The organism is Rhodococcus sp. MT28 (assembly GCF_058792695.1).
Genome location: NZ_JBXAFD010000001.1, coordinates 1,335,053 through 1,358,479, shown reverse-complemented (window position 1 = coordinate 1,358,479; position 23,427 = coordinate 1,335,053). Strand labels below are relative to the sequence as shown.

Annotated in this window: 28 protein-coding genes; 15 read left to right on the top strand and 13 right to left on the bottom strand. The window is 62.0% G+C overall.

Going from position 1 to position 23,427, the window contains the following annotated elements:
• Positions 1–29 precede the first annotated feature (29 nt).
• Complete coding sequence (locus AC1Q6C_RS06555; RefSeq protein ID WP_030536486.1) at positions 30–1,067, bottom strand: zinc-dependent alcohol dehydrogenase family protein; 1,038 nt, start codon at positions 1,065–1,067, stop codon at positions 30–32.
• A gap of 167 nt (positions 1,068–1,234) precedes the next feature.
• Between AC1Q6C_RS06555 and AC1Q6C_RS06550 the strand changes: the two genes are divergently transcribed.
• The gene (locus tag AC1Q6C_RS06550) at positions 1,235–2,119 is read left to right on the top strand and encodes a helix-turn-helix transcriptional regulator (protein ID WP_064073862.1); all 885 of its coding nucleotides are present in this window, start codon (positions 1,235–1,237) and stop codon (positions 2,117–2,119) included.
• Positions 2,120–2,146: 27 nt separating this feature from the next.
• Here the strand turns inward: AC1Q6C_RS06550 and AC1Q6C_RS06545 are convergent, their stop codons facing one another.
• The 5 genes from AC1Q6C_RS06545 to AC1Q6C_RS06525 all read right to left on the bottom strand — a co-directional run bounded on the left by AC1Q6C_RS06545 (position 2,147) and on the right by AC1Q6C_RS06525 (position 5,973).
• On the bottom strand, positions 2,147–3,289 hold the full coding sequence (locus tag AC1Q6C_RS06545) for a GGDEF domain-containing protein (RefSeq protein ID WP_007729732.1): 1,143 nt from the start codon (positions 3,287–3,289) through the stop codon (positions 2,147–2,149).
• Positions 3,290–3,407: 118 nt separating this feature from the next.
• Positions 3,408–3,872 carry an RrF2 family transcriptional regulator gene (locus AC1Q6C_RS06540; RefSeq protein ID WP_063315611.1) on the bottom strand — a complete coding sequence of 155 codons (465 nt, stop codon included), beginning with the start codon at positions 3,870–3,872 and terminating at the stop codon, positions 3,408–3,410.
• 62 nt (positions 3,873–3,934) lie between these two features.
• Positions 3,935–4,684, bottom strand: coding sequence for an SDR family oxidoreductase (locus AC1Q6C_RS06535; protein ID WP_492666451.1), 750 nt, complete (start codon positions 4,682–4,684; stop codon positions 3,935–3,937).
• Positions 4,685–4,759: 75 nt separating this feature from the next.
• Positions 4,760–5,608, bottom strand: coding sequence for an LLM class F420-dependent oxidoreductase (locus AC1Q6C_RS06530; protein WP_175280085.1), 849 nt, complete (start codon positions 5,606–5,608; stop codon positions 4,760–4,762).
• 44 nt (positions 5,609–5,652) lie between these two features.
• Positions 5,653–5,973, bottom strand: coding sequence for a GYD domain-containing protein (locus tag AC1Q6C_RS06525; RefSeq protein WP_007729728.1), 321 nt, complete (start codon positions 5,971–5,973; stop codon positions 5,653–5,655).
• A gap of 81 nt (positions 5,974–6,054) precedes the next feature.
• Here AC1Q6C_RS06525 and AC1Q6C_RS06520 point away from each other — a divergent pair, with 81 nt between their 5' ends.
• The 4 genes from AC1Q6C_RS06520 to AC1Q6C_RS06505 all read left to right on the top strand — a co-directional run bounded on the left by AC1Q6C_RS06520 (position 6,055) and on the right by AC1Q6C_RS06505 (position 8,166).
• Positions 6,055–6,237, top strand: a complete 183-nt coding sequence (locus tag AC1Q6C_RS06520) for a hypothetical protein (RefSeq protein ID WP_003940600.1) — start codon at positions 6,055–6,057, stop codon at positions 6,235–6,237.
• A 44-nt stretch (positions 6,238–6,281) separates the two neighbouring features.
• A complete protein-coding gene (locus AC1Q6C_RS06515; RefSeq protein ID WP_218747831.1) occupies positions 6,282–7,097 on the top strand; it encodes a DUF72 domain-containing protein in 816 nt (271 codons plus the stop codon).
• A gap of 70 nt (positions 7,098–7,167) precedes the next feature.
• On the top strand, positions 7,168–7,677 hold the full coding sequence (locus tag AC1Q6C_RS06510) for a hypothetical protein (protein ID WP_030536492.1): 510 nt from the start codon (positions 7,168–7,170) through the stop codon (positions 7,675–7,677).
• 33 nt (positions 7,678–7,710) lie between these two features.
• Entirely contained in the window at positions 7,711–8,166 is a 456-nt protein-coding gene (locus AC1Q6C_RS06505) for a PPOX class F420-dependent oxidoreductase (protein WP_030536493.1), read from the top strand.
• Positions 8,167–8,168: 2 nt separating this feature from the next.
• On the opposite strand, the gene AC1Q6C_RS06500 is transcribed toward AC1Q6C_RS06505, so the two are convergent.
• Entirely contained in the window at positions 8,169–8,612 is a 444-nt protein-coding gene (locus AC1Q6C_RS06500; protein ID WP_064687803.1) for a winged helix-turn-helix transcriptional regulator, read from the bottom strand.
• A 117-nt stretch (positions 8,613–8,729) separates the two neighbouring features.
• Between AC1Q6C_RS06500 and AC1Q6C_RS06495 the strand changes: the two genes are divergently transcribed.
• Entirely contained in the window at positions 8,730–9,134 is a 405-nt protein-coding gene (locus AC1Q6C_RS06495) for a PaaI family thioesterase (RefSeq protein WP_019745591.1), read from the top strand.
• A gap of 1 nt (position 9,135) precedes the next feature.
• Here AC1Q6C_RS06495 and AC1Q6C_RS06490 read toward each other — a convergent pair whose 3' ends face one another.
• Positions 9,136–9,651, bottom strand: coding sequence for a MarR family winged helix-turn-helix transcriptional regulator (locus AC1Q6C_RS06490; RefSeq protein ID WP_003940222.1), 516 nt, complete (start codon positions 9,649–9,651; stop codon positions 9,136–9,138).
• 58 nt (positions 9,652–9,709) lie between these two features.
• On the opposite strand from AC1Q6C_RS06490, the gene AC1Q6C_RS06485 reads away from it, so the two are divergent.
• Both AC1Q6C_RS06485 and AC1Q6C_RS06480 read left to right on the top strand, forming a co-directional pair.
• On the top strand, positions 9,710–11,143 hold the full coding sequence (locus tag AC1Q6C_RS06485) for an FUSC family protein (RefSeq protein WP_058038280.1): 1,434 nt from the start codon (positions 9,710–9,712) through the stop codon (positions 11,141–11,143).
• Positions 11,144–11,201: 58 nt separating this feature from the next.
• The gene (locus AC1Q6C_RS06480) at positions 11,202–11,801 is read left to right on the top strand and encodes a TetR/AcrR family transcriptional regulator (RefSeq protein WP_030536496.1); all 600 of its coding nucleotides are present in this window, start codon (positions 11,202–11,204) and stop codon (positions 11,799–11,801) included.
• A 21-nt stretch (positions 11,802–11,822) separates the two neighbouring features.
• Here AC1Q6C_RS06480 and AC1Q6C_RS06475 read toward each other — a convergent pair whose 3' ends face one another.
• On the bottom strand, positions 11,823–12,263 hold the full coding sequence (locus AC1Q6C_RS06475) for a VOC family protein (RefSeq protein ID WP_007729713.1): 441 nt from the start codon (positions 12,261–12,263) through the stop codon (positions 11,823–11,825).
• 174 nt (positions 12,264–12,437) lie between these two features.
• Between AC1Q6C_RS06475 and AC1Q6C_RS06470 the strand changes: the two genes are divergently transcribed.
• Positions 12,438–13,601 (top strand): alpha/beta hydrolase family protein, encoded by a 1,164-nt coding sequence (locus tag AC1Q6C_RS06470; protein WP_007729711.1) that lies wholly within the window; start codon positions 12,438–12,440, stop codon positions 13,599–13,601.
• 63 nt (positions 13,602–13,664) lie between these two features.
• On the opposite strand, the gene AC1Q6C_RS06465 is transcribed toward AC1Q6C_RS06470, so the two are convergent.
• Positions 13,665–14,396 carry a TetR/AcrR family transcriptional regulator gene (locus AC1Q6C_RS06465; RefSeq protein WP_064112403.1) on the bottom strand — a complete coding sequence of 244 codons (732 nt, stop codon included), beginning with the start codon at positions 14,394–14,396 and terminating at the stop codon, positions 13,665–13,667.
• Positions 14,397–14,542: 146 nt separating this feature from the next.
• On the opposite strand from AC1Q6C_RS06465, the gene AC1Q6C_RS06460 reads away from it, so the two are divergent.
• Genes AC1Q6C_RS06460 through AC1Q6C_RS06435 form a run of 6 tightly spaced genes read left to right on the top strand, consistent with a single transcriptional unit; the run spans position 14,543 to position 21,738 of the window.
• Positions 14,543–15,565 (top strand): ABC transporter substrate-binding protein, encoded by a 1,023-nt coding sequence (locus AC1Q6C_RS06460; RefSeq protein ID WP_492666450.1) that lies wholly within the window; start codon positions 14,543–14,545, stop codon positions 15,563–15,565.
• The gene (locus tag AC1Q6C_RS06455) at positions 15,562–17,124 is read left to right on the top strand and encodes a multicopper oxidase family protein (protein WP_064112405.1); all 1,563 of its coding nucleotides are present in this window, start codon (positions 15,562–15,564) and stop codon (positions 17,122–17,124) included. Before AC1Q6C_RS06460 ends, AC1Q6C_RS06455 begins: the two co-directional genes overlap by 4 nt.
• A 10-nt stretch (positions 17,125–17,134) precedes the next feature.
• Complete coding sequence (locus AC1Q6C_RS06450) at positions 17,135–17,482, top strand: plastocyanin/azurin family copper-binding protein (RefSeq protein WP_003940254.1); 348 nt, start codon at positions 17,135–17,137, stop codon at positions 17,480–17,482.
• Positions 17,479–19,293, top strand: coding sequence for an ABC transporter ATP-binding protein (locus tag AC1Q6C_RS06445; protein ID WP_492666449.1), 1,815 nt, complete (start codon positions 17,479–17,481; stop codon positions 19,291–19,293). The genes AC1Q6C_RS06450 and AC1Q6C_RS06445 overlap by 4 nt, the downstream gene beginning before the upstream one ends.
• Positions 19,290–21,023, top strand: a complete 1,734-nt coding sequence (locus AC1Q6C_RS06440; RefSeq protein ID WP_492666448.1) for an ABC transporter ATP-binding protein — start codon at positions 19,290–19,292, stop codon at positions 21,021–21,023. Before AC1Q6C_RS06445 ends, AC1Q6C_RS06440 begins: the two co-directional genes overlap by 4 nt.
• 25 nt (positions 21,024–21,048) lie before the next feature.
• The gene (locus AC1Q6C_RS06435; protein WP_037128722.1) at positions 21,049–21,738 is read left to right on the top strand and encodes a SanA/YdcF family protein; all 690 of its coding nucleotides are present in this window, start codon (positions 21,049–21,051) and stop codon (positions 21,736–21,738) included.
• 95 nt (positions 21,739–21,833) lie between these two features.
• Here AC1Q6C_RS06435 and AC1Q6C_RS06430 read toward each other — a convergent pair whose 3' ends face one another.
• The 3 genes from AC1Q6C_RS06430 to AC1Q6C_RS06420 form a co-directional block, all read right to left on the bottom strand.
• Positions 21,834–22,670 (bottom strand): hypothetical protein, encoded by an 837-nt coding sequence (locus AC1Q6C_RS06430; RefSeq protein WP_042447112.1) that lies wholly within the window; start codon positions 22,668–22,670, stop codon positions 21,834–21,836.
• Positions 22,671–22,744: 74 nt separating this feature from the next.
• On the bottom strand, positions 22,745–23,068 hold the full coding sequence (locus AC1Q6C_RS06425; RefSeq protein WP_080712742.1) for a cupredoxin domain-containing protein: 324 nt from the start codon (positions 23,066–23,068) through the stop codon (positions 22,745–22,747).
• Entirely contained in the window at positions 23,068–23,415 is a 348-nt protein-coding gene (locus AC1Q6C_RS06420) for a plastocyanin/azurin family copper-binding protein (protein ID WP_003940240.1), read from the bottom strand. Before AC1Q6C_RS06420 ends, AC1Q6C_RS06425 begins: the two co-directional genes overlap by 1 nt.
• Positions 23,416–23,427: the final 12 nt, after the last annotated feature.

The following is a 23,427-nucleotide window of genomic DNA, read 5'->3' as shown; positions in this document are numbered from 1 at the left end:
GCAAGTGGTGGACTTTCGCAAGTGGTGGACTACGGGCGGACGAGGACCTTCAACGATTCACGGGAGTCCATGGCTCGGTAGCCTTCCGCTACGTCGTCGAGTCCGACGGTGTGGTCGAAGACCTTGCCCGGCTCGATCTTTCCATCGAGCACATCCGGCATCAGCTCTTCGATGTACGCGCGCACCGGGGCCGGTCCACCGGTGAGTGTGATGTTGGGTCCGAAGAGTGTCCCGAATCCGATTGGAGCTTCTTCGTATTGGGGTACCCCGACTCGGCTGATGACGCCGCCCGGTCGGACAACTCCGAGCGACTGCTCGTAGGCAGGCATGTGACCTACCGCTTCGAGGACGACATGAGTGCCGTCGCCTCCGGTCAGTTCGCGGACTTTCTCGATGCCCTCATCTCCACGTTCGGCAACCACGTCGGTGGCTCCGAACTCGAGACCGAGATCCGTGCGGGTCTTGTGGCGCCCCATGAGGATGATGCGCTCGGCGCCGAGGCGTTTGGCGGAGAGCACTGCCATCAGCCCCACGGCTCCATCGCCGATGACCGTGACCGTCGTGCGTTGGTTGACGCCACCCTTGACCGCCGCGTGATAGCCGGTGCCGAAGACGTCGGAGAGTGTGAGCAGTGACGGTAGGAGTTCGGAATCCTCACCGACCGGCGCCTTGACCAGGGTGCCGTCTGCCAACGGCACTCGGATGGCCTCTGCCTGACCGCCTCCGATCCCGTTTCCGGCCCAGAATCCACCGTGTCGGCAAGACGTCTGCAAGCCTTCGCGGCAGAAGTCGCACGTCCCGTCGGACCAGGCGAAGGGGGCGATGACGAAGTCGCCCTTCTTCAACGTGGACACCTCGCGACCGGTCTCTTCCACCACTCCGACGAATTCGTGGCCCATCGGGGAACCACCGGGCGTGGCCGGCATGTTGTGGTAAGGGTGCAGGTCAGAGCCGCAAACGCACGCCCTGACGACCCGCACGATCGCGTCCGTCGGCTGCTGCAGTGCCGGATCGGGCACGGTCTCGACTCGAACGTCTCCGGCGCCGTACATGATGGTTGCTCGCATGGTGTCCCCTCTTGCTTCTGGTGTCGCGTGCTTCGAAGTCGACGTTTCGGCGTGGACCGGTCGACTGCAATCAGTCAACGCCGCGCCTCGCGGGCGCGGGAGTGTCTGTTGTTCCAGGTAACGGCAGTACCTCCCTCGGTCTTCTCCGCTCGAGTAACGTGAACTGCATGGACAACCGAGCCGAGATCCGCGAATTCCTCAGCTCCCGTCGTGCTCGCATCACACCCGAGCAGGCAGGGCTGCCGGCCTACGGCGGGAACCGTCGCGTCAAGGGGTTGCGCCGTGAGGAAGTCGCTCTGCTCGCCGGTGTGAGCATCGACTACTACGTGCGCATGGAACGCGGAAATCTGGCGGGAGCGTCGGACTCGGTGCTCGAAAGCCTTTCCCGAGCACTGCAACTCGACGAAGCCGAAACTGCCCATTTGTATGACCTTGCGAAGGCCGCCAGTGCAGGCGCACCGAGTAGAAAGCGGCCCGCCCCCAAGGGCGTGAGCCCGGCGATTCAGCAGATACTCGACGCCATCACCGACGCGCCGGCGTGGGTACGTAATGCCAGGCACGACATGCTGGCGGCCAATCGTATGGCGCGCGCGTTGTATTCGCCGGTGTTGGCCGATCCACGTAGGCCGGCGAACAACGCCCGGTTCGTGTACCTGGACCCGGCATCGCAGGACTTCTTCGTGGATTGGGAGCGCGCGGCAGACGACATCGCCGCGATGCTCCGCTCGGAAGCGGGGCGCAATCCCCATGACAGGGCGCTGACCGAGCTCATCGGTGAACTTGCCACTCGCAGTGAGGTATTCCGCACCCGGTGGGCGAAACACAATGTGCGCTTTCATCGGACGGGATTCAAGAAGGTTCGTCACCCCGTCGTCGGCGACCTGGAGCTGAACTTCGAGGCGATGGAACTGCCGTCCAATCCCGGGCTGACACTGCTGGTCTACACCGCGGCGCCGGGGACGCCCACGGCTGATGCACTCAAACTCTTGGCGAGTTGGGCGGCAACCCAGGATCAGCTGGATCCGGCGAACGACAGCGAAGCGGCGCTCTGAATTCGATCGACAGGTAATCGTGTCGATTCAGCTCAGATGCGTTACTGCCCAAGCTACCTGGTCTCCACCTCGTCGTTTCGCCCGATACATCGCGTTGTCGGCATCGGCAAGAATCCGATCGATGGTTCCCGAAGCGTCCGGGATTGTCGAGGACAGCCACACGCTGGCTCCGACGCTCACGGAAATCGACTGCCGGCCGGCGGGCCGCGATATCGAATTGTGAATGTCCACCACGGTTTGTTCGATGCGACGTGGCTCCACGGGCATGAGAATCACGAACTCGTCGCCGCCAGTCCGCGCAACCAGCCCGACCTCTCCGACCACCGAGTTCAGGCGCCGGCCGACTGTCACCAGCATCCGATCGCCTTCCGCGTGACCCAGTTTGTCGTTGACGCTCTTGAACGAATCGACATCGATCACCACCGCAAGGACTACGTGTCCTTGGAGTTCGCCGACACCGAACAACTGTTGCCAGACATTGTGCAGCCCACGTCGATTCAGGGCAGCGGTGAGTGGATCGCGCCAAGAGTGTCGTGCGTCGTCGGTCAAATACAGGACGAGGAAATGCACGGTCATCGAAGCTGAAGCGATAACACACCCGATGACGAATCCAGTGGACACCGACAGCGAAGAGTCGGTATCCGGATCGGTTACAGCTCGAATTGTCAGTAGCGCAACGACGAACAGCGCGCCGGTGATCTGTGCTGTGACTATTCGAGGGCTGTGGAATACCGACGAATAGTTCGCGACGACCACGAACAGAACGGTGCCGGTCAATGCCAGGAAGCTCGAATGGATTCCGGCGAGAAGTATCAAGGACAAGCAGATATTGGTGAGCGAAACGAAACGAACGGATTGATGGTGACTCGGCCAAGACCGTCCGAGTGACCAGCGAATCATGCAGTAGAGCGCGATCATGCATGCTGCGCCCGCCGCGAGCCGTTCAGGGAGCTCGGTTGCGCCACCCTTCACGAATTGAGCCAGTACGGCGAGTGCCACGAACACAGCACACCAAAAGGTGACGACCACCCTGGCTGTCCCCAACATCGATCGAGCAGCCAGGAACCTCGGGAACCATTCGCCGTCGTACGCAAGAGACCACCAGCGACTCAACAGTCCAGTTGTTTGACGAATGTTCTGCCCCAACCCCGCAGCGCCACTGACTCCCATGAAACCCCCTCCGAGATCTTGCGAAAATTCCCGGAAGATTCTTCGTCAAGATTTGATCCCCGAACAAGGTACCCGATAGTTGAACGATGGATTGCCGTCTCGTGGGGTGTGGGCTGCTCTAGGGTGTGATCGGTGTGGTCAGGATCTTTCTGAGTGCCGGAAGGTCCAGGGTTGCAGCAAGATCTGCAATAGTGACCCCCGACAGCGATGCGCGCCAGGCTTTTTCGGCGTCGGCCATGACCTTGGCGATTCCGCAGGCGGAACGGCACTGCTCCGGTGGAGCGGCGAGGATTCCTTGCTGTCGAATCTCCGTGCACCGGAACGCAGGTTCGGTGCCGTCAACGGCCTGTACGACGTCGAGAACGGTGATCTTCTCGGGAGCCCGGGTGAGAACGTACCCGCCGTCTCGGCCCTCGGTCGGATTGACCAGGTCGGCGTGCGCGAGCGCTCGCAGATGCTTCGCCAGGTATGTCTTCGACACCCCGTGAAGTTCGGCGAGTCTGGCTGTGGGTACCGGCCCCTCGGACTGGCTCAGAACCACGCAGCAGTGGAGTGACCACTCCACGCCTCCGGAAAGCTTCATGATTGGACTCTATCGACGCCGCGGAAAGCGGTGCGGGCCGGACGTCGCTCGAGTTGTCGACGTCAGGCCTTCTCGGCAAGCCACGCGTCGTATGTTGTCGGCGCGATCCATGCATCTGCACCGGGCGTCGGGGTCAGTGCCGAGTTGTCGAGTTTCGCGCCGAAGTAGCCGGCTTCGGGATCGGAGATAACCGAACGCTTGTCGCCGGTGACGAGGAACAAGCGCCGGACCAGTTCGTCGATGCCCAGCGGTTCGGGTCCGGCAATCTCGACCGTGCCGTTTTGCGGCGCGCCGGTCACTACCTCGGCGACGTGGGACACGACGTCTCGAGACGCGATGGGTTGCAGATGTCCCGGCGTTGCGTGGACGGCGCCGTCGGTGGTTCCCGCGTCGGCGATTCCGGCGACGAACTCGAAGAATTGGGTCGATCGGACGATCGTGTAGGGGGTCGGGCCCGCATTGACCAGGTCTTCCTGGGCGACCTTGGCTCGCATGTACCCGGAATCGGGCAGTCGATCGGCACCCACGATGGACAGTATGACGTAGTGCCCGACGCCTGCCTTCTCTTCCGCGGCGAGGATGTGGCCGGTTCCGTCGCGGAAGAAGGCCAAGACGTCGTCGTCCGACCACGAAGGGGAATTGGTCAGATCCACGACGACGTCGGCACCCTCGACTGCCTCGGCGATACCTGCGCCGGTGGTGATGTCGATCCCGTCGCCGCGACCGAGCGCCTTCACGTCGTGCCCGGCGTCAGCGAGCTTGGCGGCGACCTGGCTTCCGATGAGTCCGCTTCCGAAAATGACGATCTTCATGTTTTTCTCCTTTACTCGGATAAGTAGTGTCCAAGTATACTCGGACACTATTTATCCAAGTCAAGGGTTGCCCGGTCAGTCGAAGAGTTCGGCGGCCAGTGCTTCGTAGGTCGCGATCGGATCACCTTCGGCGGGAAGTGCTTGGATCGCAACGTGATCGGCACCCGCCGCGACATGCTCCCGAAGTCGATCCGCGATGGACTTCGCGGTACCCCGCGCAACCAGGGCGTCGATGACGCGATCGTTCCCCTCGTTGGCCAACTCTTCGGGCGCAAAACCGAGGCGCTCGAGATTGCTCGTGTAGTTGCGCAGATACAGATACGGGTTGGCGACGGCGGGGCGACCGATTGCTCTGGCCTTCTCCGGATCGGTTTCCAGGACAACCTTGTGCTCGGGGGCCAGGATCTTCGAAGGGCCGAGGATTTCGCGAGCTTCGGCCGTGTGTTCGGGGGTGGTCAGGTACGGATGCGCGCCGGCGGCGCGAGCGGCGGACAGTTTCAACACCTTCGGCCCCAGTGCGGCGAGGACGCGCCGCGATTCCGGGACCTGGGCCGCGTCGAGTTCGTCGAGATACGACACGAGTGAGGCGTACGGCTTGGTGTAGTCGCCGGTCGCTTCCGGATGTCCGACGCCTACGCCGAGCAGGAATCGACCCGGGTGCGCGGCTTCGAGTCGGTGATAGGACTCCGCCACCTCAGCCGCAGGTGAGGACCAGATGTTGACGATTCCGGTTGCCACGGTGATGTGCTCGGTCGCGTCGAGAAGTTTCTCGGCGATCCCTAGATCGGCGCGTGGGGAGCCGCCGATCCAGATGGTGCCGAAACCGAGTTTCTCGATCGCAGTTCCCAGCTCGGGCGGCAAACCAGCCGCTCCTCGCCAGATTCCGTAGGTGCCCAGGTCAGGTGTTTTCGTAGTCTCCGTCACAGCGGGTGCAACTCGGCTGCTGCCGGGATCTATTCCTTCCGTCGTCATTTGCCCGGCGCGCGGTAGTCGGTCGGTCGCTTGACTGCCTCGTCGATCTGCTCCGGCGTGAGCAGTGTGATCGACTCCGAGCGTGCTGCACCTGCCGCAGCCGTGCGAATGCTCAATGCGGCTGCCGCGACGTCGTCCGGCAGGTTGCCGATCACGAACATGTCGTGACCGCCCAGTGCGAAGTGGCAGGATTCGACAGTGCCACCGATGCTTTCGACCATTCGCGTTATCGCGTCGCGCCGCGCAGTGCCTCCCTCCTGCTGCAGACCGGCGGCGCCGGAGGGTGAGTACGTCACTTGCCAGAGGTATTTCGGCATTTCCACTCCTAGCTCGGGATGGGTACTTCGATCGTGTACCCGTAGGGCGCTCGGTGGCAATGGGTAGGGGACAATCACGGCATGGTTGGAACTCCGGTGATCGTGACTATCGTGTCCGTGTGTGTAGGTTTTGTGATCTTCATGCTCGCTGCCAGTGGTGCACGCGGAAAGTGGGACCGTCGCCTCGTGATCGCGTTGTTCATCGGTGCGGTGGTGTGCCTGACCGTCGTACCGGTATCCGTCGCGCTCAGCGCCGGAGTTTGAAACACGGAGTGCCAAAACGCTCGAGTGCCGCTTAGTCTGAATCGATGGCAGATATTCGGGTAGGTATCTCCGGGTGGACGTATCCCGCGTGGCGCGGAGATTTCTATCCGAAAGGTCTTGCTCACCGCAAAGAATTGTCTTATGCCGCAGAGAGATTGACGTCGATCGAGATCAACGGCTCGTTCTACGCGCTGCAGAAGCCGGAAAGCTACACCAAATGGCGCAGCGAAACTCCCGAAGATTTTGTGTTCGCGATCAAGGGCGGCCGGTACATCACACACATGAAACGGCTGCTCGACGCCCGTGACGGACTCGCCAACTTCTTTGCCGCCGGAACGCTCGCCCTCGGCCCCAAGCTCGGGCCGATTCTGTGGCAACTACCTCCGACGCTGCAGTTCGAATCGCAGCGATTGGCCGACTTCTTCGACGGTCTTCCCCGTACCACGCAGGCTGCAGCCGATCTGGCAGCACAGCACGACGACAAACTCACCGAAGACCGAGTGTTCGCCCAGACCGAGAGGGACGTGCCGATTCGCTACGCGGTGGAAGCGCGGCACGCCAGCTTCGAGACCGACGAAGCCGTGGACCTGATGCGCGAGCGCTCCATCGGTTTTGTCGTCGCAGACACAGCCGGCAGGTATCCCCGCATCACCACTCCTACTGCCGATTTTGTCTATGTGCGGATGCACGGGGACAAGGAACTGTATGCGAGTGGGTACACCGACGAAGCTCTGGACAAGTGGTCCAAGCGCTTTCGGGATTGGATGGACGAGGGCCTCGACGTGTACGTCTACTTCGACAACGACATGAAAGGCTTTGCGCCGCACAACGCAATGTCCTTGTTGGAGCGGCTGCGCTGACGGATCGCCTGGCCTGTCGGTGGGATGTGGAAGGCTTCCGCATGAACACGAGGACCGAGGAGATACCACGATGACGCCAGAACAGCGGACGCCAGAACAGAGCTGGCCGACGCATTGGCCGAAGGTCGCCCGTGACATCGCCGATGCCACGGCCGACGCACTCGCCGCGGTGCGGGCGGCAAATCGTGACGGACTACTCGTGGCTGTCGAGGAACTGCGCGGGCTCTCTTTCGAGCAGGTCAGCTCGGTTCACGCGGCGATCGTGCGCGAATTGCTCGAGGACACGCATCCGGACGGCTTGTCCAGCGAGGACGTGCAGGATGCGCTCACCGCCTGCGCCAAGTCCACGATCGTGTGGCTGCCGGATCTGGACGTGCAGGCGCTCGCTGCGGTCTACACCGGGGCGCTCGGGATCTCGGATCTGGAAGACGATTCGTTCCGTATCGGGCACGGCGCGTACCTGCGTTCGGCGGTTCTGGTCATCGGGAGTTTGTCGACCGGAGTGAAGAAAGCTCAGAGCGCGTACATCATTCGTGCAATCGGCGAAATCGCACGTGCTCAGACCATCGAGATGCCCTGAGCGTCAGTTCGTAAATCGAATTAGGCTGAGGTCATGTCCAAGATCGCCAGCGCAGATCGTGTGTCGTTTGCCGAGCTCCTCGAATTCGTCAGGCCGCGCCATCGGGCCACGTTCGTCACGGTGAAGAAATCCGGCGAGTTGCAGATCTCTCCGGTGACGTGCGGGGTCGACGACGAGGGTCGGATCGTCATCTCCACGTACCCGGAACGGGCCAAGGCCGCGAATGTCCGCCGCACCCCGGCGGTGTCTCTGTGTATCCACTCCGACGAGTGGAACGGCCCGTACGTCCAGGTGAACGGAACCGCGGAGTTGATCGACCTCCCGGACTCGGTGGAACCGTTGGTCGACTACTACCGATCCATCGCCGGTGATCATCCCGACTGGGACGAGTACCGCGAAGCCATGCGCAAGCAGGGTAAGAGCCTGATCCGCGTCACCGTCGACTCCTGGGGTCCGATCGCAACAGGCGGGTTTCCGCCCGGACGCTGACGTTATCGAGCAGGCGGCGAGAGTTCGACTACATGCGCGTCTTTGGCGGCCAGCGGCTCTTTGCAGTGCGCGCACACAACTTGGGCGTGCAGGATCTCACCGCAACGGTGTTCGACGACGGTTGGCGGTGGACCCGTCGTCGCAAAGGCGTCCCCCCATTCCATGAGCGCCATCAGAATGGGATAGAGCGCCTTCCCTGATTCGGTGGCGACGTATTCGTAGCGCGGTGGATGGTCTTCGTAGCGTCGCTTCGTGAGGACGTCGGCGTCGACAAGGGTGCGTAGACGCGCGGCGAGGATGTCGCGGCTCGCACCCGTGCCCGCGGCGATCTCGTCGAACCGTCGTTGCCCGAGGACGATTTCTCGGAGCACCAACAGTGACCACTTCTCGCCGACGACCTCCAAGGCGTTGGCGATGGAGCAGTTGCGTCCTTTTGTCGCCGTCATCTCTGGGCCCCTGTTAGTTGGAAATGTTAGTTGGGAATTCCAACTTAGCACTTGACGGCATGTATTCGAGGGCGGAAGGTAGGTCGAGAAATCCAACGGAGCAGATGAGGGGTCGTCATGACGGAATTGAATCTCGAGGCAGCAAGCGGATTCGTCAGCGCTGCCGGATTGCAACTGGACGAGGTGTCCGGCACGAAGGTTGTCGGGCACATCGATCTGTCCGAGGCACACCACACTCCGTGGGGCGTTGTCCACGGCGGCGTTTACACGACTGCCGTCGAGTCGGCCGCGAGCATCGGGGCGAGTACCGCAGTGGCGGACCGTGGCGAATTTGCCGTCGGAGTGCACAACGGAACGGATTTCCTGCGGGCGCGTACGGGTGGGCGCGTGGACGTCGTGGCTGTGCCGATACAGCAGGGACGCGTTCAGCAGTTGTGGTCGGTGGTCATCACCGATCCGGAATCGGGGAAAGAGGTGGCGCGCGGTCAGGTGCGTTTGCAGAACGTGCCGCTGCCGAAGTAGGTCAGTCCCAGATCCCCGAGTCGATGTTGAGTGAGATGCGTTTGAGCAGTGCCGTCAGTTGGGCACGTTCGTCCTCGTCGAGTCCAGTGAGTACTTGACGGTCTCGCTCGACGCGTCGGGGAAACTCTGCCTCGACCAATGCGCGACCGGCATCGGTGAGTTGAAGCAGAACCACTCGTCCGTCGTGTTCGAAGCGCTGACGCTCGACAAAGCCCAGCTTGGCCAGGCGGTCTGCGTGTTTTGTGGTGGCGGCGCCGCTGACCATCGTGACGGCGGTGACTTCGCTCGCCCGCAGGGGACGGTCACTGCGAGCGAGTGCACTCATCACGTCGAATTCGGCGCGAGAGACCCCGCTGGACGCCAGTGCGCGGTCGAGCTGGTGAAGAGACTGCGCGTTGATGCGGGCGATCCGGCCCATCACCTCGACGGGAGCAGTGTCGAACTCGGGGTAGGCGCGCTTCCATTCGCGACGGACTTTGTCGATGAAGTCGTCTTCGGATCTGTTCGCCGCGCCCATGTCCCTATCTTAGCGACAGAATTCACATTACTTCACAAGTAATTTACTAGTGAAATAAATGTATGCTGATTGGGTGAGCCGAACCGAAACCGCAGCCAGGACGCCCAGCCGTCTCACTCATTCGAGTGAAGCAATTGCACATACCGTCTCCGGGGCGACGTGGCGAGCGGCTTTTCGCGTCGGATCTGCCGACGCGACCATCGCCCCCGCGATCAGGGTCGGGCTCGCCACCGCCGTAGTCCTCGTGGTCGGCGGACTGCTCGGGCATCGGGAATTGGCCGGCTTCGCGGCCTTGGGCGCGCTGTGCGCCGCGTTCGGCAGGTACGAGCCGTATCCACGGTTGGCCGGCAAGCTGGCAATGGTGGGTGCTGCACTGGTGGTTTCGATTGCCTTCGGCGGCGCCATGGGTGTCGCGGGCGTTCCGATGTGGTTGCAGATCGGCATCCTCTCTTTGCTTGCGGGTGCGTCGTACTGCTTCATGTCGGGCTTCCGGATCACCGGACCAGGGCCCGTCATCCTCGTCTTCGCGGCGACCGGTGCAGCCGGATATGCCTCCAGCGTTGATGATTTGGCGCGGTTGGTCACTGCCGGTGCGCTCGGAGTTCTGGTCGGTTGGGCGGCCGCGATGCTCCCAGCGCTCGTACTGCCGATGGGACCTGCCCGCCTGGCAGTTGCCCGTGCAGTTTCTGCGGTGGGGCGTCTCGAACAGTCCGGCGCAGGCGGAGTGGAACCGGCGCTCGGATCGATTGCCAACGCCCGCTTGGTTATTGCGTCGAGTGGCCGGATCAAGTCGACCGTCGATCACGGACGCGAACTGGTGGCGGTGCTCGACGAAGCAGAAGCGGCAGTTCAGGAGTGGCAGTTGCACGGCGACGCCACCCTGATTCGCAGCATTGCTCGGCACGAGAAGGAGCTTCGGAAGCTCAAGCGTTCCAGCATGATCGAACACGATCTCGCACCGGCAAAGAACCTGGCCGCGCCCGAAGGCTATTTTCTCGAAGGATTGAATCGGCTGTATTCGCGCCCGGTGCGGATGAATGCTCTCCGCATCGTGGCAGCGTCGGCTCTGGCCGGTTGGCTCGCGGCGGGAGCCGGGTTGGAGCATCCGCTCTGGGCGTCGATGGGTGCCATCGCCGCGATGCAGGGGCTGAACTACAAGCAGACCGTCCAGCGTGGGATTCAGCGGTTGGTGGGAAATGTCGGTGGCGCCGTCGTCGCTGCTGCTCTCATCGCATTGACGCTCGGCTACTGGCAAGCGGTTGCCGTGGTCGTGATTCTGCAGACTGCTGCTGAGCTGCTCGTGATCAAGAACTATGCACTGACATCACTGGCCGTCACCCCGATGGCACTGCTCCTCATCGGTTTCAGTGCTCCGATCGGGACCGAAGCGGCAGTGGCTCGCGTCGCGGACACTCTCATCGGCGTGGTGATCGGTGTTGTCGTCGCCGCTGTGACGATCAGTCGATCGGATCGCCACCACGTCACCGTGTAACCGGTACTGCCGTGTTTCCGGTACTGCTGTGTTTCCGGTACTGCGTAGGCTCCTGCAGGTGGAGGACAGCACGCCGGTCGACGGCCGGAAACTGCGTTACCAGCATCGCCGTGCCGAATTGCTCGAGCAGGTAACCGCGTACGTCACGGCGAACGGCGTCGGTGAACTGTCCATGCGGCCATTGGCCAAGGATCTGGGGATCAGTCATGCGACACTCATCCATCATTTCGGTTCGAAGGAACAACTGCTCACTGAAGTAGTTGCCACCCTGCGAGACAGCTCTTCTCTCGACATCTCTTCCGGGACCGACATCGTCGAGATGTTGACGAGTTACTGGAATGGGCGCACATCAGCGGAATCGTTGCCGAACTTTCGCTTGATGTTCGAGATCTACGGACAGGCGTTGTTGCATCCGGAGCGGTATCGCGAGTTTCTCGACCATGTGGTGGGGGACTGGTTGGGTGGTTTGGCGGAAGCTGCGCTCGCGCACGGATGTCCACCCGATCGCGCTGATCGCTACGCGACGATCGTGTTGGCGCAGATTCGCGGGTTGACGCTCGATCTGGTGACCACCGGTGACCGCGTCAGAATCGACGCGGCGTTCGCCGAATTCGCGGCTGCGATGGGCGCTCTGGCCAGCTCCTGGAAGGCGATCTGACGCTCCGAATGCCGTGACGCTTCAGGCGATCTGCTCGAACAGGGACACGATGATCCCTTCAGGCCCCCGGACGTAGGCCATGCGCACGCTGTTCTCGTACTCGCCGATCCCGCCGATGAGTCCGTAACCGTCCGCAGCCACCGCGTCGACCGCAACCTGGAGATCGCCCACCTCGAAAGACACGTTGCGTATCCCGATCTCGTTGGCCATCGGAGCAGGCGATCCGGGTACGTGCTCGGGCGTGACGAAGGACGAGAGCTCGAGCCGTGATCCTTCGCCCGGCGGGCGCAGCATGGCGATTTCGCACTTGGCTCCAGGGATACCGCAGACGGTTTCCACGAACTCACCCTCCACGGATCCGGTGCCCTCCACCTCGAGACCCAGACCGACGAAGAATGCCGTCGCTGATTCGAGGTCCGCGACGGTGATGCCGATGTGGTCGAAACGCTGTACGTGTGCCATGGACACATCCTCCTACTGTTTTTTCGTGCGGTTCGATGCTAGGTCGGAGTTGGGGCCGGAATCTCGACATATACGTTTCACGAAGCTGCAAGATTTTGCTTGACCGATCGGTTAAACAAAATCTACGATAACGTCCAACGAGGTCGCCCACCGCACGAACCGGAGTCGTCAGACGTGAAATTCCAGTCGAAGTCGTTTGCCCGCATATCCATCGCAGCCCTCTGTGCTGCAACGATCGGCTCCGCCGTTGCTGCGCCCATCGCGTCCGCACAGGCACCGAGCGCGTCGCAAGCCACTGGCACTGTGGTGTCGAGTGAGCCGCTACCGAAAGATCTGTGGATTCCGGGTACCGCCGACGCCAAGCGATTCACGTACTGGACCATCGGTTCCAACGGCGGGCCTGCGCTGAGCAGTGGCGCGTACTACGTCCCGGCCGGTCCGGCACCGGAAGGCGGGTGGCCCGTCATCGCCTGGGCGCACGGCACCACGGGACTCGACGATTCCTGTGCCCCTTCGCTGGTCGGTCCTGGCCTGCCCGAGCGTGACTACCCCTACCTGGGGCGTTGGCTCTCCGAGGGCTACGCCGTCGTCGCCACCGACTACGTCGGTCTGGGTACACCAGGGCTGATGCCGTACCTCGACGGAAAGGTGGAGGCGCACAGCGTAGTCGACTCGGTCAAGGCGGCACGGGTCATCGACTCCTCGATCTCGAATCGTTGGGCAGTGGTCGGGCAGTCGCAGGGCGGCGGTGCGGCCATCACGACGGCCCGCTACGCAACCGAGTATGGAGGGGATTCGCTCGACTACCGCGGTGGCGTGGGTACCGGAGTGCCGGCCAACATCGAGTTGACCCTCCTGCCTGCCGGTCCGGGCTTCCCTCCCATCGCCCTCGGCGGCGGGTTGACGTCGTACGCGCTCTACATCCTCGCGGGCTTGCGGGAAGCGCACCCCGAGATCGACTTGAATTCCTACCTGAACGACTTGGGAAGGGAAAAGGTCGACTCGGCCGAAAAGCTCTGCGCCGCAGACCTGGACGAGGCATCCAAGGATCTGGTCCTCGGTGACATCTTTTCCCGCCCGCTCAGTCAGATCCCGAACTTCCAGGGTCTGCTGAACGATTACATGGGTGTACCGACCAGTGGATACGACCGCCCTATCTTCATCGGCCAGGGCCTGCTTGACGTGGATGTCCCTGCACCGTCTGCACTTTCGCTGGTTGCAGCGTTGGTCGCCAACGGTGAACCGGTCACGTTCAAGACCTACAACACCGATCACAGCGGCGCTTTGGTCGAATCACAGGCCGACACGATTCCGTTCGTCGCGAACCTGTTCCGCTAGGCATACCGAGAATCCAGATCATCCGCGGGGTCGCTGTCGCACAACTGCGACAGCGACCCTCGGTCATTTCTGTGACTCCTTGATTGCGTTCAGCCGCGCCTCGAGGCCGTCGAGGACACGGTCGAGTGTGTAGCGATAGTGTTCTGCCCGTGTTGCTTCCGCAGCATCCGGTGGACCGGCGAACTTCCCGATCAGTGTCTCCATCGATGAACGAGGATCTGAGGGTCTGTCGTTACTCAGTCGTTCCAGCATCGCGCTGTGATCGGGTGAAGGCTGTCCGCTGGGAATGCGCCTGGCGTCGTTCATGGCGATCAGTGTGGTTGTCGAGGTGAAGGCGACGGTGTAAGCCTGAGCGGCTTCTTCCCCGAACCCGGCGTCGATCAGCGATGCCAATCCGGCCTCCATGAGTTCCCGGCTGCGCTGGGTGGCAACTCCGTTCATCAGCAGCCACTGTGCCGCGCCTGGACACTTGATCAAGGCCTCTCGCATCTGCAAGAGCAGATGCGTCAGCCATTGACGCCAATCTTCTTGTGCGGATGGCACGTTCACGGCCGACACCGCACTGTCGACCACCGCAGCCGAGAGTGCGTCCCGATCTCCGACGAGTCGATAGACGACGGAGAACGACGTATCGAGTTCGCCGAGCAGCTGCCGCAGCGACCAGCCCTCGACTCCGTGCTCGCGACTGAGCCCGAACGCCACGGTCAGCACCGCGTCCGCAGTGATCCCGGTGTTGTAACTCCGGCGGCGCTGTGATTTCGCGGCGGACTTCTTGTCAGGTGATGGCGCAGTCATGGTCCGACCGAGCTTAGTGGCGTCGGATCGCGTCGCGTAGTCGACGCAAGCGATTGACGGATGAACTTAGGTGAGGTTTACTTGCCAAATCCGAGCAGTGCACGGATTTATGCGAACCCCCCGATTTTTCGAAGCTGAAGGACACCATGAAGTTGAAAACGCGACCCGGTTACCTATCGAGGCTGGGTGCTTCGCTGCTGGTCAGTGTCGTTGCCCTGACTGCGGCCGCCTGTAGCTCGAGTGAGGCGGGACCGACGACGGAACCTGCCGAGGGAACGCGTGTTGTGTCCCATGAATTCGGTGAAACGTCGGTTCCGGGCGACCTCGGGCGAATTGTTTCCCTCGACGAATACGCCGCACTCGGTCTCCTTGCCGTCGGCATCACCCCTGACGTGGTCTTCACGTCGTGGGGATCGGAGATCGGCCAGGACATCTTGGCGTCAGCTGGTACCGAGGTGGTCACGGTGCCGCCGCTCGGTGCACCCCCGATCGAGCAGGTACTCGCACAGGATCCCGGACTGGTCATCTTCACGTCGATGGGCGATCGGAGCTACTACGACTCCCTCGCGTCGACCGTCCCCACAGTGCCGGTCCCAGCCGTCACCACTCCGTGGCGTGAGAATCTTGCCTTCTTCGGACGCGCTTTTGATCGTCAGTCGGTTGCCGACAAGCTGACTGTCGCCTTGGAGGGCAAGATCGCTGACGTCTCTGCTCGGTCCGGTGGTGAAGCGAACACCGTGTCGGTGCTGATGAGCAGTTCTGGAATCCTTGCCACCACCACCGAGCAGGCGCCGCCGTCGTTGTTGTTGGCGGAGAGCGGCTTCGGGCGTCCGGAATCCCAGCGATCGAATGCCGCTGGAGGACTGCCGTATGCGCCCCTGTCCGACGAGGCGATCCCGGCGCAGGATGCTCGGATCATAGCCGTGTTCGACGAGGGCGTGTACGAGTTCGGCAAGGTTGCCGGTGTTCCCGGATTCTTGAGTCTTTCAGCGGTGCAGGAGAACCGAGTGGCCAAGGTCAACGGAGACATGTGGCTTGCCACTCATCCCTTCGCCACCTTCTGGATGATCGAGGACATGGATGCCATGGCTGCCGGCAATCTGACCGGCACCGGAACCGAAGATGTTGCCGCGACGCGCTATCAGGAATTCACGGCGCTGACGGCATGAGTTCGAGTGCGTTGAGTCGGCGCCTGGCTCTGCGATGGGGAGCGGTGACGCTCGGCTCTGCGGCTGTGGGTTCTGCGGCTTTGGGTTCTGTGGCATTGAGTGCGTGCAGCCGTGGTTCGGCGAACGAATCCAGTTCTGAGATTTCACCGTTCGACGACGAAGTTCGTGCTGCCGAACAGGCGAGATTTCATAGCGGGCGCACAGTCGAACGGAATCTGACAGCTGCACCGGCTCGGGTGAGTCTGGGCGCCAGAGAGGTCGACACATGGTCGTACGGTGCGGAAGCAGTTGGCCCGGAGCTTCGAATCTCCAAGGGAGACCGGCTCAACGTTCTTTTGCAGAACGACCTTCCGACGGAGACCTCGGTGCACTGGCACGGCATTGCGATCCGCAACGACATGGACGGCGTCCCGCCGGTCACCCAGGAACGAATCCAACCAGGTGCCGAGTTCACCTACGACTTCGTGGCCCCGGATCACGGAACATATTGGTACCACTCCCATTCAGGCTTGCAGGCCGATCGAGGGTTATTCGGTGCACTCGTGGTCGAGGACCCGAACGACCGGACCGGAGCCGACGAGGACGTCGTCATCGTGATCGACGACTGGCTCGACGGGCTGGGAACAACCCCGGATGCAGTGCTTCGCGCATTGTCACCGGACGTGCAGGGAGGACACCACGGGCACGGCGGCACTCCACCGGAAGTCGATGGTGCAGAGATTGATTCTGCCGCAGGACTTCTCGGCAGTGGTCACGGAAATTCCAAGGCGCTCGGTGGAATGGCAACGCACATCACGTATCCACTGCATCTGATCAACGGACGGCCTGTGGAAGATCCCTTCGTCGTCAGTGCGACGGCCGGAACTCGGCTTCGATTGCGGGTGATCAATGCCGGGGCGGAGACTCCGTACCGTTTCTCGGTCGCCGGGCACGAGATGACCGTTGTCAGTGCTGACGGGCAGGACGTTGCCTACACAGCCGGAGACGAGATTCTGATCGCACCCGCGCAGCGATACGACGTATTGGTGACGGTGCAGTCCGGCTCGTGGCCCATCGCCGCGAAGGTGGAAGGGAAGTCAGGTGGCGTCGCGTGCCTGCTTCGGACGCCGGATTCGGTAGCGGTCGTCGACCTGACTTCGCCTGCAGTGCTGTCAGGTTCCGGCGGTCGGCTCGTTCTGGAATCGGAGCTTCGCCCGTCAGGAGCGCTGGAGCAGAGGGCACCGGATCGTGCGTATTCGGTGGATCTCATTCAGGCCGGCGATCGATACCTCTGGGGAATGGCGGGCGCCGATGCAGGTCGGTTGAGAATGAAGCAGGGCGAGCGAATACGAATCGTCATGAACAACGACACCGACATGTGGCACCCGATGCACACCCATGGGCACACCTTCTCGGTTCCCTCCTACGGCGGGCTTCGCCGAGACACCGTGATCGTACTTCCGCGTACACAAATGGCGATCGACTTCGACGCCGACAATCCAGGACGGTGGATGTTTCACTGTCACAACGCGTACCACTTCGAGGCCGGGATGACTGCCGACCTCAACTACGTTCGATGAGGAGAGCAGAATGTCAGTTCGCACCGGATTGACCACATTGATCGCTGTTGCAGCGGTATTCACACTGACGTCGTGCGGCAACGATTCGACGGGATCTACCGAGCAAGCGCCGGTCGAGATCTCGGTGAAAAACCTTGCGTACACACCGAACTCCGTCACCGTGCACACAGGACAGACCGTCACGTGGATTTTCGAGGACCAGGGAATGCCGCACGATGTCGTGTTCGCCGAGTTGGGGATCAAGAGCGATCTCCAAGGAAGCGGAACCTACAGTCAGACCTTCGACAAAGCCGGAACGTTCACCTACACGTGCACACCACATCCGAACATGACCGGCACGATCATCGTCGAAGAGTGAGTGCGGCAATGAAAGTGAACGAGTCCGCAGCCCCGGAAGACTCGCCTGGACTCGTCGACCGAGACGCTTTGGGCAGGATGATCGCGCCGGTGAGAAATCAACTCCTCCTAGGGGCGGGTCTGTCGGCACTGTCGGTGCCGTTGCGATTCCTGCCCTACGTTGCGGTGGTCGAGATCGCGCGGGTGCTCCTGACCGGCTCGTCGTTGAACCTGGTCTGGATGTGGGCCGCAATCGGTGCAGCGGGCACAATTCTCGGTTTTGTCGTCTACAACGCAGCACTGACCGTCTGTCACACCGCCGACGCGCATTTCAAATACTCGATCCGCTCGCGTATCGCTCGGCATCTGTCCCGAGTTCCTCTGGGGTGGTTTGCAAATGGTGGCACCGGTGAAGTGAAGCAGGCGATGACGGACGACGTGAAGCGGATGCATCTTCTCGTCGCTCACCTTCCCGCCGACGTGGTACCAGCGATACTGTCGCCGATAGTGGCCCTGATCTATCTGGTGGCGATGGACTGGAAGTTCAGCCTGGTCCTGGTCGGCTACATCGGAGTGTGTCTCGCTCTCGCCGCGCCGTCGATGCGCAGAGCCTATCGAACGAACGTCGACTCCTGGAATCTTGCAATGTCGACATTGACCTCTGCGACAGTAGAACTGGGCGACGGTATCGAGGTTGTCAAGACGTACGGGAGTGGGAGTCGCGCATTCGCGCGCTACTCGAGCGCTGTCGATTCGATGGTTGCGGTGTGCGTGCGATGGATGTCGGGGATGGGAAGGCCGGTGATCGCGATGTCGATCCTCCTCTCACCGGCGGTACTCATCGTGGTCATCACGGCGACGGGAACTGCAATGTTGTCCGGGGGTTGGATTACCCCGGTAGCTCTTGTTGCCTTTCTGGTCGTCGGAATCGGTGTTCCGTCGTCGGTTCTGCACATGGGAACGATGGCCAACCTCTACCGCGAAGGCCAACTGGGAGCGACTCACGTCGAGAGCATCCTCGGCGAACCAGAGCTGGCCGAACCTCAGGATGCAGTGCCTGCTCGCAGCACTTTGGTCGAATTCGACAGCGTCGGCTTCGAATACACCATTGGGCAGCGCGTCCTCGAGAACATCTCCTTCGAGATGCAACCGGGCACCGTGACCGCGATCGTTGGCCCCTCCGGCTCCGGAAAGACCACTTTGGCGCGTCTACTTCCGCGGTTCTGGGACGTCACGGACGGGTCTATTCGACTGGGCGGAAGTGATTTACGAGATCAGTCCAGTCGCGAACTCTTGAGATCAATGGCCATCGTCTTCCAAGATGTTGTGCTCCTGCGGGACAGCGTGCGCGAGAATATTCGGCTCGGTCGACCGGATGCAACGGATCTGGAAGTGGAGACAGCGGCGAGGCGGGCGCAGATTCACGACGTGATCATGCGACTGCCGGACGGGTATGACACCGAGATCGGTGGTGGTTCGGGCGGTGAGCTGTCGGGTGGGGAGAAGCAACGCCTGACGATCGCCCGCGCCATCCTTCAGAACCCGCCGATCGTCATCCTGGACGAGGCGACTTCGCAGGCCGATCCCCACAGTGAATCGGCCGTTCAACGCGCACTGGGCGAGATCAGTGCAGACGGCGGCACCCTGATGGTGATCGCTCATCGACTGCACACCGTCCGATACGCAGATCAGATACTCGTTCTCGACGCCGGACGGATCGTGGAAAACGGTACGCACGAACAGTTGTCGGCGCTCGGCGGAACCTACGCGCGGATGTGGGCGCTCCAGAACCCCCTCGTCGAAGACATCTCTCCGCGAAAGGCGCTGCAATGATTCGCGACCTGGACGAAATCCTCGGGCGCGGCAATGGGATGCGAGGTCAGATAGCAGGTTTCACCCTCGCTGGGATACTCGAGGGTGTCGTCTTTGCACTGATGATTCCGATCCTGAAAGCGGTGGTTCGCGGCGATTACGACGCCGCAGTGCCGTGGGTTGTCACGGCTGCTCTCGTGGCGGTGGCCTGTGGCGCCGTACGGTGGATCGCCGAGAATCGGGCGTACCGCATCGGAATCGAGGGTTTTGCCGGTGGAATCATGCATCGCCTCGGTGAGCACTTGGTGCAGGTTCCGCTCGGGTGGTTCAGCAAGGCAAACCGTGGAGCGTTCACTCGCCTGGTCACCGAGGGCACGGCTATCTTGATGAGCATCCCGGGAATGATCATCGCGCAACTCGTCACCGTCACGGTGACTCCAGCGACAGTGGCGATCGCTGTATTGTTTGTGGACTGGCGACTATCCCTCGCGATGGTCGTCTTCGTTCCACTGGGGATTCGGGCTTACCGCAACGTGCAGCGTGCGGTTGTTCCCGAATACGAGGCGATCGGCAAGAGCGAATCCGAGTTGGCATCGCGCGTCGTCGAATATGCACAGGCGCAGCAAGTTCTACGTTCGGCCGGTAAGAGCGGCGAAGGCTGGACTCGGTTGGACGAAGCTCTTGTGTCCAACCGGGACGCACACCTGCAGGAAATCGGATCGGTCGACAAGTATCTGCTGCGCTTCATGATCGTCGTTCAGGTTGCCTTTCTCACCGTCCTGGTTCTGGCGGCACTGCTGGTCACCACCGGGTCCATCGACACAGCAAGCGTGATCGTTGTTCTCGTGTTGGCCGTGAGGTTCGTGGAGCCGATGCAGATGCTCGCAGGATTCGGTGAAGGTATCTCACTGGCCCGGGTGTCGCTCGGATCTGTCCGAGAGATGATCGATGTACCGGTGCTGGCGGAACCTGAGGTGCCGAAAGAGCCTACGTCGTATGATATTCGGTTCGATTCGGTCTCCTTCGGCTACGGCCCGGATCGCGTGATTCGTAACGTGAGTCTCGAATTCCCGGACTGCTCGGTCACTGCTCTGGTCGGTCCTTCCGGTTCCGGAAAGACAACTCTGGTTCGGCTGATCTCCAGATTCTGGGACGTCGACGAAGGTGCGGTAACCATCGGGGGAGCCGATGTTCGCGAGATCGGAACGAGAGCATTGATGTCTCGGATATCGACTGTCTCACAGCAGGTTTACCTGTTCGACGGAACCATCCTGGAGAACATTCGGTTGGCGCGTCCGGATGCCACCGAGTCGGAGGTCCGTCAAGCAGTGGTGGATTCCAGACTAGGCGAAGTGATCGACCGTTTGCCGAGCGGTGAGGAGACCAGGGTAGGTGAAGGCGGATCACTGCTGTCCGGCGGTGAACGTCAGCGGGTCTCGATTGCGCGGGCATTCCTCAAGGACACTCCGATTGTTCTTCTCGACGAAGCGACTTCCGCCCTCGACGGAGAGAACGAAGTCGCCATCACCGAGGCAATTCATCGATTGGCCCGTGGTCGAACGGTGGTGATCATCGCTCATCGCCTGTCGACTATTGAGGGAGCAGATCGCATCGTCTACCTCGAAGACGGTGGGGTGGAGGAGGTCGGCTCCCACGAAGACCTGATCGCGCGAGGTGGGAAGTACTCGGATTTGTGGGCCGAGCGCAGTGGCGCGGAGGGATGGAGGATCGACCGAGCGCCTAAGCGGTGAAGAAACCGTGTGGTTTGATCGACGAATGGACGAAGCCGCTGCAGATCCAGTGAAACCGCCGCGCAAGCGCCGGTGGCCTCGTTGGGTCGCAGGCATTGCGGTGCTCGGAGCGGTTGTCTACGCGGGCTCGATCGTGTGGATTTCCGTGGCGTCGGCCGGCCACACGTCGGACGCCGCCGATGCTCCCGATGCTCCGGTCGTGATCGTGCTGGGCGCGCAGATCAAGGACGGCAAGCCGATGGCTTTCCTGAAAGGGCGGCTGGACGCAGCAGTAGAACTGGTGGAAGCGGGAAAGGCTAAAGCGGTCCTGGTCTCCGGCGACGCGAACGGCGGCTCGGGTGACGAGATCGCCGCGATGACGAACTACCTGGTGGAGCAGGGAATCGATGCGCGTCGCATCGTGGGGGATCCGTACGGCCTCGACACCTACGACACCTGCTTCCGGGCCATACATACGTATGGGGTGACCAAGGCGTTGATCGTCACTCAGGGGTATCACGTGCCACGCGCCGTGGCATTGTGCCGAGACGTCGGCATCGACGCAGACGGGGTGAACAGCGATTGCGGGTGCGCAACTCCGACGCTGATCAAGAACGCCGCGCGGGAGTGGGTCCTTGCCAAGCCCAAGGCGGCGCTCGACATGCTGTGGAGCCGGGACGCAAAGGTGACGTCGCCGTCGGAGGACTCGGTCCAGGTGGCGCTGTCGATTCCCTGACGCGGGGTGAGTGCGCACGGTTTCTGTCGAGTGAACACACGCTCCGGAGAGTCGGAGCGTGTGTTCACTCGAGGTGAAGGGTGCTCGGTCGAGAGTCAGATCAGTGCTGCGGCGGCGAATGCTCCCAGTGCGATCAATGCCGCGCCGGTGACGCTCTGCACGCGACGGTCCACGACGCACATGATCGAGAGGAATCCCGGCATCGAGCCACCGCGCTTGGTGTGCACGATTGCCGCGAGGCTGGGCATGCAGCGGCCAAGGGATACGACTGTGAACAGCGCCGCCCCGAGAGCCGGTGAACCCGAAGCCATGACGCCGAGTGCCAGGAGGTAGTACGCACTCGAGCGGATGAAGATCAGAAATCCCGGACCGATGATCGCGCCGAAGATCAGCGAGACCTTCCAGGGCGCCATCGTGCGGCGCAGATGGCGCGGAAGCTGTTGGCGCCGCATCGGAGTCGGCATGCTCACCGCACCCAACTCGTGCAGCCCGTATGCAACCGCGACGACGGCCCAGACGCCCAGCGCCCAGCCGACCGGCACGTACCCGGACATCGCCGCACCGAGAGCGCCGATCAATGCCCCGGTGACGGCTCCCGTCGTGACCGAACCCAGAGCGTGCCAGCCGAGTCGGCGGACGGGAGTCGAGGATCCCTTCCGATCGACTTGCTTCGGCGCCGCAACAACTCCGGCGACGGACATTCCGCAGGTCGACCAGTTCGCGGCCAGCGACGTAACCAGCCCGGCGCCGATAACAGCTGTGGTCAAAGCTGTTGTCGCAGATGGCGTGGCCACGAGTGCGAGGCCGGCACCCGCAGCGGCGCCCGCCGCGACGAGGCTGACACGGGTCGCGGTGCCGACCGATCCTTGAAGGGTCGGCCGGATGTCAGGGACGTCGGTCTGCAGTGGGCCGTGTGAGAGAACAGTAGTCATCAGATCCTCCGAAGTGTTTGTGGTTCAGGAAAAGTGTCGAGCCGAAGTCGCAGCGAAAAGTGATGAGCCAGAGTTCACAGCACTGTGATGACTCCGATCATGTACGGGTGGACGGAGCACGAATATTCGTAGACTCCGACGCTCTCGAACGTATGCCGGAAAGTTCCGTCTCCGGTGATACCGCTGTCGAACAGGCCGGGTGATTCCACGTGATGCAGGAGTCCGCCGTCGTCGAAGCGCCACTCGACGGTGCCGCCGTGCTCCACGGTGACGTCCATCGGACTGAACTGAACATTGCTGATCTCGACCACCACGTCGGGGACGGGATCTTCTGTGCCGCAAGCTGGGACACACGTCGCCGCGACGGCGAGGCCGAAGCCGGCGATCCACCTCCTCACTATTGAACGATCACGGTGCCCACCATCATCGGGTGGGGCGTGCAGTGGTAGGTGAAGGTTCCGGCGTCGTCGAACGTGTACGAGAAGGTTCCCTCGGTGAGCAACTCGCTCTTCAGTTTCCCGTCGAGATCACCGTTGCCGACCACGTCGTGGGGGAGTCCGCTGTCGTCGAACTTCCATTCGACGGTCTGTCCCTTCTCGATGGTGACCGATGCCGGTGTGTACGCCATGTTCTTCACCTCGATCACGACTGCAGGTTCGTCCGACGACGCACCGGCATCACTACTGCAGGCGGTGAGGCTCAGGGCAGCGCACGCGGCCAGGAAAGCGGGAACGAGTTTCTTCATGAGGTGTTCTCT